Raw genomic sequence first — 9130 nt, 5'->3', positions numbered from 1 at the left:
TTTATTCGTTGTTTAATGTGAGGTCATAGCTAACGATAATAGATACAAGGTAGGACTATTATTTAGTACTGATTACTTATTGAATTATCTTTGAGGAAGTGAAGTAATCCCGATAAGGATACAGATAATAAACAATAAACAAAAGCGTGCAGCTCTGGTGAGTTGCACGCTTTTTGCGTTTATGCGTTATGCTCTTTTTTAGGGATATTCAGTAAATTTTTCTAAGAAAGGGTGCTTACTGTCCGTATAGGCAAAAGCCGATACGGACAGTAAGCCATGACTTCATTTTCCTACGTTCCAGCATTTCCTTGAAATCGTAGGCCGACACATTTCGCTATCAATGTATTGTTATGTATTTGTATCGGTTTCTTATTTAAGCATAATATTTTGCTTTTTATTATAATGGTGGTAGTGTGATAATTTCAAACATTTTAGCTTACAAAGAAAGCATCAAGTCTGCTAAAAGAACAGCCGTTTCCGGTTCATTCTTTTGTGCATCTTTAGGTTTCCATGCTACAACGAAACGTACTGATGCAGATTTTACCTTATATCCCCTTTTTTCCCACTCGGATAGTGTGTCCTGCATTTTTAACGATAACTTTGCTACAGGTTTATTGGTCAATGAACTATACAAAAAGAAATCACTGTAAGTAAGAGAATCTCCCCCTCTCAATGCTAAGACCTCATGTTTACGTTCTTTGAAGAATCCTAAATAGACATCTTTATGAGAGAGCTGTAGCACAATTTCTTCGGGCATGTTATATTGTCGTTGATCAACAATATATCGGTCTGCACTTAAACGATTGAAGCAATCGCCATTCGTATGTATAAACAACCGGTTTTTCGCACGGGTTATTCCTACATAATATCGGCGCATCAGATAGGCATCTTTTACATAACTGTCGGATATGAGCATATACACATCGTCAAACTCTCTGCCTTTAGCTTTGTGAATGGTTGATACCACGACATCGGTGCCTGATACATCACAGAAGTCTTCCACTGACGATTCGAATACAAATTCTTTGAAATCACTGAAATATTTTGTCTTGTTGGTTTGTTCAAACTGTTCCACACAACGTCTCACATACATCAAGCTTAGACTCCTGTCATAAGTATAGAAGGTGTTATGCTTGGCTTCTTCCCACAGCTCTTCCGTGATTAACGGTGTTTTTATCCGCTTGTTTATATACCTCATGAAATATCTCATCTCCGCCATGTTCCAAAAGCGTAAGCCATCCATAGACTGTATCAGTTTACTGTTTATGCCATGTTTCCGCAAAAGAGCCATCAGGATAACGGCCTCTTCATTTGTTTGGGTGAGCACACACGAAGTACCTTTGTCCTTGTGTTGAAGTAAGTTATCGACGAGCGGCTGATACATATACTTTGATTGGTGGCGTGTCACTTCCACCCAACCTTCTTCTTTTCTCATGGAGATGATTGGCGTACTTTTTATCCTTTTATCGATGGTTTTCAAGAAGGCGTTGGCAAAAGCCACCGGATGGTGTGCACTGCGGTAATTCTCGGTCATTTCAACAAATGTACTATCGCTTTCTTGTGCCAGCCGGTACATATAACTTGAATCGGAACCGCGGAATTCATAGATGTTCTGGTCATCGTCTCCCACTGCTATTACGCGCATCTCCTCGTTGTTGGTCATTAGAGCTTTTACAAGTGCGTGCTCTTCGGCTCCCATATCCTGAGCTTCGTCTATGACCAGTACCGTCTTGCCGATTTTATTTGGTTCTACTTCTCCTTGGTTGATCATCTCAGCTGCCTTTGCAACGACATTTTTGGCATCCTCAAGATTTCCTATTCGTCCCAGGAGGTCGAAGCAATAGGAGTGGAAGGTTTTTATTTCGACAAAATGAGCTGCGTTGCCTATCAACTCCATGAGTCTTTGTTTGAATTCTGTTGCGGCTGCTCTTGAAAACGTAAGCATCAGGAGTTGTTCGTGTTTCACGTCTTCAAGTAGCAGAAGTGAGGCCAGTTTGTGAACCAATACTCGTGTTTTTCCACTACCTGGACCTGCTCCGACCACAATGCAACGTGAATCTTTATCGGAGATAATTTCCATTTGCCGTTTGGACAATTGCCCAAATAACTGCTTGTATTTCTGTGGTGTCAAGTTACGTTGTATCTCGCTAATTCTGTCACCTTTGAAATATTTTGTGACAAACTTCCTGTAATCCATTTGGAAATAGTCTTGAACATATTGCAGTGCGGCATGATAATCTCTCACCATCAAATTGGCATATTCGCCCACAATATGCACTTGCTGGATTTTCAGTTTGTAGAATTCATTTAGCATCCGGTAGTCGTCTTGCTTGTATCTCGACTTGTTATCCTTTATTCTTTGGATATTCATGGCATTATAAAGTACCAAGAAGCCTCCTTCAAGCTTTAGCGCACCGATTTTCGACAAGTATAGAAGTGCTTCTTCCACATCTTCTAACTGAATGTCGTCAAGTCCGCCGAAAAGGGATTGAGGACTTGATTTTATTCGGTTTAGAAGTTCTACTACAGAGAACTGGATAGCTTTGTCGGGTGTGTTTTCCTTTTCTGCATCTGAAGCCAACTTGTATAACCATTCCACCGTAAAACGACTTATTTCCAATCGTTTCTCGAAGCGTCTGATGGTAGAATCCAAGTCTGCTTGACGGCTTATCTCCATATTATGGACCGCATCCTCTTTCTTACGCGTATATCCTTTTACGGTAAGGAAATAGAGCAGAGTCCGGATGTCTTTTTCTTTGGATGTATTGATTCCGTCGTTTACGGCGTTCTCATTCAGTTGCTTACATGAAATTCGCAAAGAACCGTCGGGAATACGGTTAAGGATGTATTGTTCAAGTTTTGCAAAGCGTTCGAGGAGTATTTGCGACTTTCGTTCCGAATCACCTATATCCTGCAAATAGGCAGATATATCTTTGCTGTCTGCCAATATGCCTTCCTGTCGCATGCGTTCCACTACGGATATAACTTCTCTTTTGCTTAGTCCCAATATATCTGCCAGATAGTCGATCCGTGATTCTGCCTCTGAATCCTGGGCCTTAGTGATGTGTTTTTGGGATATCAATGATTTGATGATGCGGATTGCCTTTTCTATTTCATCGCTCCCGAAGAGTACTGACGCTGAAATGCGTTCTCTTGCTTCGTCCATGTTCTTCACCGTGATTCCTGTGGCATATACATGAGGCACATTGTTTCCTCTTACCAAGTATCCGCTTTGTTCCAAAGCCGCTAGTGCTGTTCGTACACGGGTTTCAATGTCGGATACCGAATCGTCCCATCCTGCTTGCCTGGCAATTTCCAATGCAGAACAGTTGACTTTCATGCGCTGTCTGGTAAGGTTTTTGACAGCTTTCCATACTTGTTGTATTTCACTGATACTTAGCTTTGTTTGGTTTAGCAATATAAAATGCTTGTCCAAGTCATTGTCACTATAAAGTACATAGCAACGTGCGCTGAGACCGGGATCACGACCTGCCCTGCCTGCTTCTTGAACATAATTCTCCAATGAGTCGGAAATGTCGTAATGAATCACAAGACCGACATCTTTCTTGTCGACCCCCATGCCAAATGCGGACGTAGCCACAATGATGTGCACCTGATCGTTCATGAAGGCATCCTGGTTGGCATTTTTTTCATCAGCTTCCATCTTACCGTTGAAAGGTAATGCCTTGTAGCCGTCACGCGTCAATTTAATAGCTAGTTCTTTTGTTCGTTTGGTACGTGATACGTAGATAATCGTCGGGCAATCGGATTCCGCTACAAGTTCTCTCAGCTTTAAATATTTGTCATTGTCATTTTCTGCATGTATGACGGAATAGTGCAGATTTGTTCTTGAGGCTGTTGATGCGAATAACTCTAAGTTCAAGTCCAAAGTTTGCTTGAAATAGTCGCAGATGTCTTGTATTACTTTCTGTTTTGCGGTAGCTGTAAAACAGGATACAGGAATCGGGTTTTTGCATTTTTTCGTTTGCTGGTACTTTCGGATGAATTTACCAATGTAGAGATAGTCAACCCTAAAATCTTGCCCCCATGAAGAAAAGCAATGCGCTTCATCTATTACAAATCTTACAACGTGACGTGCCATCAATATTTTCTCGATTGTTTTTGAGCGAAGCATTTCCGGTGATATATACAACAGTGAGGCTTCTCCGTCTTGTACTCTTTGTATGGATAGTGCTCTTGTTATGGGGTCTAACATTCCATTGATGGTTACGGCATCCGTGATACCTCTGTCGGCAAGGTTATCTACCTGGTCTTTCATGAGAGATTGCAAAGGTGAGATGATAACCGTAAGCCCGTGCACGGAGCGTCCTGCCATGAGTGCCGGCAATTGGAAGGTGAGTGATTTGCCGCCACCGGTAGGAAATATCGCTAGCAACGATTTGCCTTTCACCGCTGCTTGGGCTGCTCGTTCCTGCAGTGGCTCGCCTTCGTATGTTCGGAAACGTTCATATCCGAAAAATGCTTTTAGATTATAGAGTACATCCAATTGTGTATGGCAGTAGCTGCAACCTTTCTGGCAAATAGTGTGGCGCAGGAGTTTTACAATAAATTCTACTTCCGGATAATTGTAAAGTACCCATCCGGGAGTGATAGAACGATAGTCGGTGGTCTCAATCAGAGCCAATGCGTATGCCAATCCGCATGGATATTGTTCGATGAGCATGTCAAGGTCGGCATGATGGCAAATCTTTCCAGTATAAAGTTTTTTTATAAGTTCGGGTATTCCTTCATGGATATACTTTGCGCTTACCATGCTAAGAAATCCCTCAAACTCTTTCTTGTCCTTCAGTAACGATGCGAATAGTGTACGCTTTTCCTCCGGCAATGAATTCCAGTGTGCTATTTCGTCCAGTAATAAGTCTTTTGCTTTTTTGCAATCGTTCACCGGATTGTTTATCTGTTCGCTAATCAGTTTGTCATCTTTTACAAGCCTATGGTAAGGGCGTTCCGGGAATAATAAAGGCGATACATAAAGTGTATCAACTAAAATCCATCGGCATGTTTTGTTTGTAAATAGATATTTGGCATCATGATGAATGATATTGTGACCACAGATATAGTCTATGTCGTTTAAGAAAATAAATAGTTCTTCTTTTGAAGTTTTATGGAATGTTGTGTCATCATGTTTGAGTGCTCCTATATCATGGATTTTGCGGTCTTTCAAGCCAACTTCAATATCTACTATGGCATAATTTTGAGCACTGCGTGGTACAGAGGTAGTTTTACTCCCGATGATATTGTTGCTATCCTCGGTTTTCTTAATTCCTATGAGTTTGCTCCATATTGACATATATTCAATATAATAAAAAGTTTTATACCTTGAATTAGTTATGTATCTGCATCGTTTTCTTTTTGTTGTTCGAGTATAACACTCCAATATCATTTACAAAGGTAAGGATAAAACCGAAAAATCAGTTAAAATTACTATTTTCTTTTGATTTAATTCTATGTAATTTTTCAAACAAACAGGACGATGAGGCGGTTGGCTTATATCAGTTTCAGTCTTTATTTTAATAATGATATGTGTCATATTGGCAAGTTACTCCTGAATATTCTCCCGCAGAGAAAGGTTATCCACCCGTACCATCTTCTCCGACACGAACTTCAGATATGACGAGAACTTCTGGAAAGAGTTCAACGTCATCCCGTTGGAAACGGAAATCGGTAAACTGATAGAAAAAGTCTCTTTGAAGATAGAAGAAATAGGTGATTGATTTGTTTTGCCGTTCGATGAGATTGCTGTAACTTTGCGCCCGGTTTAAAATATTGTATGTTATGGAGTTACCAAAAGACCCGATGATGCTGTTCAGCGTCATTAATATGAAGTTGCGTGATTGTTATTCTTCACTAGACGAACTTTGTGAAGATATGGACGTAAATAAGGATGAGTTAGTGAATCAGTTGAAAGCTGCCGGTTTCGAGTATAGTGCGGAACATAATAAGTTCTGGTAATCATCTTCCTGTTTACAGTTTATAGATAAAACATTTGAAGCGCTGCCGTAGTCTCTGTAAAGGCTTTGGCAGCGCTTTTTCCATCCAATTGCGCAATCTTTCTTTTCTCCTTCTTCATGTTAATAAAAGCAAAATGCAAATTTCCGTATTTAACTTCCATATCCTTCTGCGTTCTAACTGATAAAGCTCAGAAAAAGAATTGATGATAAACGAGAATAAAATTCGTGAAGTTTGTTCCTCGAATCGCGAACGGGGATTCAAGATGCTGATGGACTCTTTCCATGTGCCGATATATAATTATATCCGTAGACTGGTCGTCTCTCACGAAGATGCGGAAGATGTGCTTCAGGAAGTCTTTATCCGGGTATTCCGGCATATCGACCAGTTTCGCGAAGAAAGTTCACTGTCGACTTGGATGTACCGGATTGCAACGAATGAGAGCTTACGTTTGCTGAACAGCCGTAAAGATGAAGGAGTTGTTTCCGCGGAAGATGTACGGGAAGAGTTGATGGGCAAGTTGAAGGCTTCCGATTACATTGATTATGAGAATGAACTGGCAGTGAAGTTTCAGGAAGCCATTTTAAGTCTGCCGGAAAAGCAGCGGCTGGTATTCAATTTGCGTTATTACGACGAACTTGAATATGAAGAGATTGCCCGTGTACTGGACAGTAAAGTGGATACGCTTAAAGTGAATTACCACTATGCGAAAGAAAAGATAAAGGAATATATATTAAACAGATAGGACGATGAAAAAGGAATTTGATTTTGACGATATTGGTAAACGGACGCCTTACCGTACCCCCGATGGATTCTTCGAGGATATGCAGCGGAAAGTAATGGAGCGTGCCGGAGTGAAACAACAGCGGAAATCCCCCATGAAGCTGATTATTTCTACGGTAGTTGCCATAGCGGCCATGTTGACAGGGCTTTTGTTTGTTCCGTCTTTCTATCGGGCGGATGATGTCAAGCCGTCTTCGTCAAATGTGTTGGCTGTTGAAAGAAACAATGCTACAGACCAGGTAGACAAATGGATTAAAGAACTGTCGGATGAGGAGTTGGAAGAGCTCGTCAGCTTCTCTGAAAACGATATATTTTTGTATTAAGTGAATCAATTAATTATTAAAACGTGAAAATTATGAAGATGAAGTTTATTTATGTAATTTTGGCTGCTCTTTTGATGGGAAGCCAGATGTCCCTTTCTGCTCAGAATAAAGACAATAAAGAAAGGAAACAGCGTCCTACACCAGAACGGATGACGCAGATGCAAACCAATCAGATGATTAGGACACTGATGCTGGATGATGCGACTGCTGCCAAGTTTACTCCGGTTTACGGGGAATATCTGAAAGAACTGCGCGAATGCCGCATGATGAATCGCAAACCGAGAGCGGAAAAGCCGCAGGGCACGGAAGTTGCTGCAAAAAAAGAAGGTCAGAAACCGGCTATGACTGATGCTGAAATAGCAACGATGCTGAAAAACCAGTTTGCTCAAAGCCGTAAGACGCTCGATGTCCGTGAGAAGTATTACAATGAATTCAGCAAGATACTGTCTCAAAAGCAGATAATGAAGATGTATCAGCAGGAGAAAAGCAATGCGAATAAGTTCAGAAAAGAGTTTGACCGTAGAAAAGGACAGCAACCCGGACAAGGACATCACCATCAGGGACAGAGACCTCGCACTCCGCGTCAAGGCTAAGAACAGAGACTAAGTTTATTTTATCAGTTTAATCAACACAATTTGAACATAGGCAGTCATAGGTGTTTTTTCAGTTGGTTTTTAGCATATTTTCTGTATGAACCGTTAGTCGGTATGGCGAATATTTATTAAATTGCTGATGGTTATATATAAAAACAGCCGGCAAACTCTGTTTGTCGGCTGTTTTTGTCTTTCAATCTACTTTGTTCTTATTTCCTTTTATGACTGTCGATTTTTTATTCGATGCTTCTTAACCAGGCAATCTCTTCCGTCCACTTGCTTTCATCCGGAGTTTCGAGTATCAACGGTATATTGTCAAATCTCGGATCCTGCATCAACCTTTCAAAAAAAGCTTTTCCAATCAGTCCCTCACCAATACTGTCATGACGGTCTACATGAGTGCCTAATGCTTTCTTTGAGTCATTCAAGTGCATGCCGCGTAGATAACTGAATCCCACTTCCTTATCGAACTCGTCGAATACTTTGTCATACTCATTCACTATATCATAACCAGCTGTGTAGGTATGGCAAGTATCGAGACAAACCCCTATCCGGCTTTTGTCATCCACCCGGTCAATGATATATTTTAGTTGCCAGAATTCGCTTCCCAGATTACTGCCTTGTCCGGCGGTATTCTCGATAACGGCTGTCACTCCTTTCGTCTTTTCCAAAGTGATGTTGATACTTTCTGCGATAAGTGACAGGCAATCTTCTATTGATATTTTATTGAGAGAGCTGCCGGGGTGGAAATTCAGGAGTTTCAATCCGAGTTGTTCGCAACGTTGCATTTCATCCAGAAAAGCGGCACGGCTTTTTGCCAATCCTTCTTCCTCCGGGTGTCCCAAATTAATAAGGTAACTGTCATGGGGCAGGATATATTCCGTCTGGAAACCGAACTTCTCACAATTCTCTTTGAAAAGACTGATACTTTCCTTTGTTAACGGTTTGCTTACCCATTGGCGTTGGTTCTTTGTGAATAGTGCAAAAGCATTTGCTCCTATCTCATGCGCATTGACGGGGGCGAATTCTACGCCACCGGATGCGCTTACATGTGCTCCGATATACTTCATATTTTATTTCTTTTGATTCTTGTCTGCAAATATAACATTTTTATGAGAGTTGATGTTTGAATAGGATAATTGTATTTGCAATATAGTTTGTTTCGATACGGTTATGAATCGAATCATAGTCCATATATAGTTTTGATGTTGATTGGATTTTTTTCGGTTGCTTGATTATATTATATATTATTTCGATTGCCTGCTATTGCTTCGTTTGACTATAGTTATGCGAAATAAAAATAGGCAATGAAACAGGTCTTGATAGCTGATCTGCGGAATAAAATAGCCTAAAAGGTTTCGAACGTTCCGGTGTGGATTTGATTAACAACAGAAAATATACTCGAGAGCAACTCTCAAAACTGTGTCGGGCAAAACTCGGAGCAGGCTCTTAATAACCCAC

Annotated in this window: 7 protein-coding genes and 1 pseudogene; 5 read left to right on the top strand and 3 right to left on the bottom strand. The window is 40.8% G+C overall.

Annotated elements, in window-relative coordinates; all coding sequences use genetic code 11:
* Positions 1–436: 436 nt before the first annotated feature.
* Positions 437–5311, bottom strand: coding sequence for a RecQ family ATP-dependent DNA helicase (locus tag NSB03_RS19140; protein WP_172504138.1), 4875 nt, complete (start codon positions 5309–5311; stop codon positions 437–439).
* Positions 5312–5570: 259 nt separating this feature from the next.
* On the opposite strand from NSB03_RS19140, the pseudogene NSB03_RS19135 reads away from it, so the two are divergent.
* Positions 5571–5735: pseudogene (locus tag NSB03_RS19135) on the top strand (carboxypeptidase-like regulatory domain-containing protein); the annotation flags it as partial.
* 61 nt (positions 5736–5796) lie between these two features.
* Complete coding sequence (locus NSB03_RS19130; protein ID WP_024988655.1) at positions 5797–5973, top strand: DUF4250 domain-containing protein; 177 nt, start codon at positions 5797–5799, stop codon at positions 5971–5973.
* Between the two features lie 19 nt (positions 5974–5992).
* Here the strand turns inward: NSB03_RS19130 and NSB03_RS19125 are convergent, their stop codons facing one another.
* The gene (locus NSB03_RS19125; RefSeq protein WP_159102165.1) at positions 5993–6133 is read right to left on the bottom strand and encodes a hypothetical protein; all 141 of its coding nucleotides are present in this window, start codon (positions 6131–6133) and stop codon (positions 5993–5995) included.
* A gap of 42 nt (positions 6134–6175) precedes the next feature.
* Between NSB03_RS19125 and NSB03_RS19120 the strand changes: the two genes are divergently transcribed.
* The 3 genes from NSB03_RS19120 to NSB03_RS19110 are packed head-to-tail and all read left to right on the top strand — an operon-like array spanning position 6176 to position 7669.
* Positions 6176–6715: an RNA polymerase sigma factor gene (locus NSB03_RS19120; RefSeq protein ID WP_024988654.1), complete on the top strand. Its 540-nt coding sequence runs from the start codon at positions 6176–6178 to the stop codon at positions 6713–6715.
* Between the two features lie 4 nt (positions 6716–6719).
* Positions 6720–7076: a hypothetical protein gene (locus tag NSB03_RS19115; protein WP_024988653.1), complete on the top strand. Its 357-nt coding sequence runs from the start codon at positions 6720–6722 to the stop codon at positions 7074–7076.
* A 32-nt stretch (positions 7077–7108) separates the two neighbouring features.
* Positions 7109–7669, top strand: a complete 561-nt coding sequence (locus NSB03_RS19110) for a DUF4890 domain-containing protein (protein ID WP_024988652.1) — start codon at positions 7109–7111, stop codon at positions 7667–7669.
* Positions 7670–7905: 236 nt separating this feature from the next.
* Here NSB03_RS19110 and nfo read toward each other — a convergent pair whose 3' ends face one another.
* Entirely contained in the window at positions 7906–8739 is an 834-nt protein-coding gene (nfo, locus tag NSB03_RS19105; RefSeq protein ID WP_024988651.1) for a deoxyribonuclease IV, read from the bottom strand.
* Positions 8740–9130: the final 391 nt, after the last annotated feature.

It is taken from the genome of Bacteroides acidifaciens, from assembly GCF_024623065.1.
GTDB classification, from domain to species: Bacteria; Bacteroidota; Bacteroidia; order Bacteroidales; family Bacteroidaceae; genus Bacteroides; species Bacteroides acidifaciens.
Note: the sequence above shows the minus strand (reverse complement) of the source record. Positions and strands in the feature narration are given on the sequence as shown.

Coding starts and splice junctions, on each gene's coding strand:
- nfo (WP_024988651.1), bottom strand. CDS start 8,739: ATGAAGTATATCGGAGCACATGTAAGCGCATCCGGTGGCGTAGAATTC.
- NSB03_RS19140 (WP_172504138.1), bottom strand. CDS start 5,311: ATGTCAATATGGAGCAAACTCATAGGAATTAAGAAAACCGAGGATAGC.
- NSB03_RS19110 (WP_024988652.1), top strand. CDS start 7,109: ATGAAGATGAAGTTTATTTATGTAATTTTGGCTGCTCTTTTGATGGGA.
- NSB03_RS19125 (WP_159102165.1), bottom strand. CDS start 6,133: ATGGAAGTTAAATACGGAAATTTGCATTTTGCTTTTATTAACATGAAG.
- NSB03_RS19130 (WP_024988655.1), top strand. CDS start 5,797: ATGGAGTTACCAAAAGACCCGATGATGCTGTTCAGCGTCATTAATATG.
- NSB03_RS19115 (WP_024988653.1), top strand. CDS start 6,720: ATGAAAAAGGAATTTGATTTTGACGATATTGGTAAACGGACGCCTTAC.
- NSB03_RS19120 (WP_024988654.1), top strand. CDS start 6,176: ATGATAAACGAGAATAAAATTCGTGAAGTTTGTTCCTCGAATCGCGAA.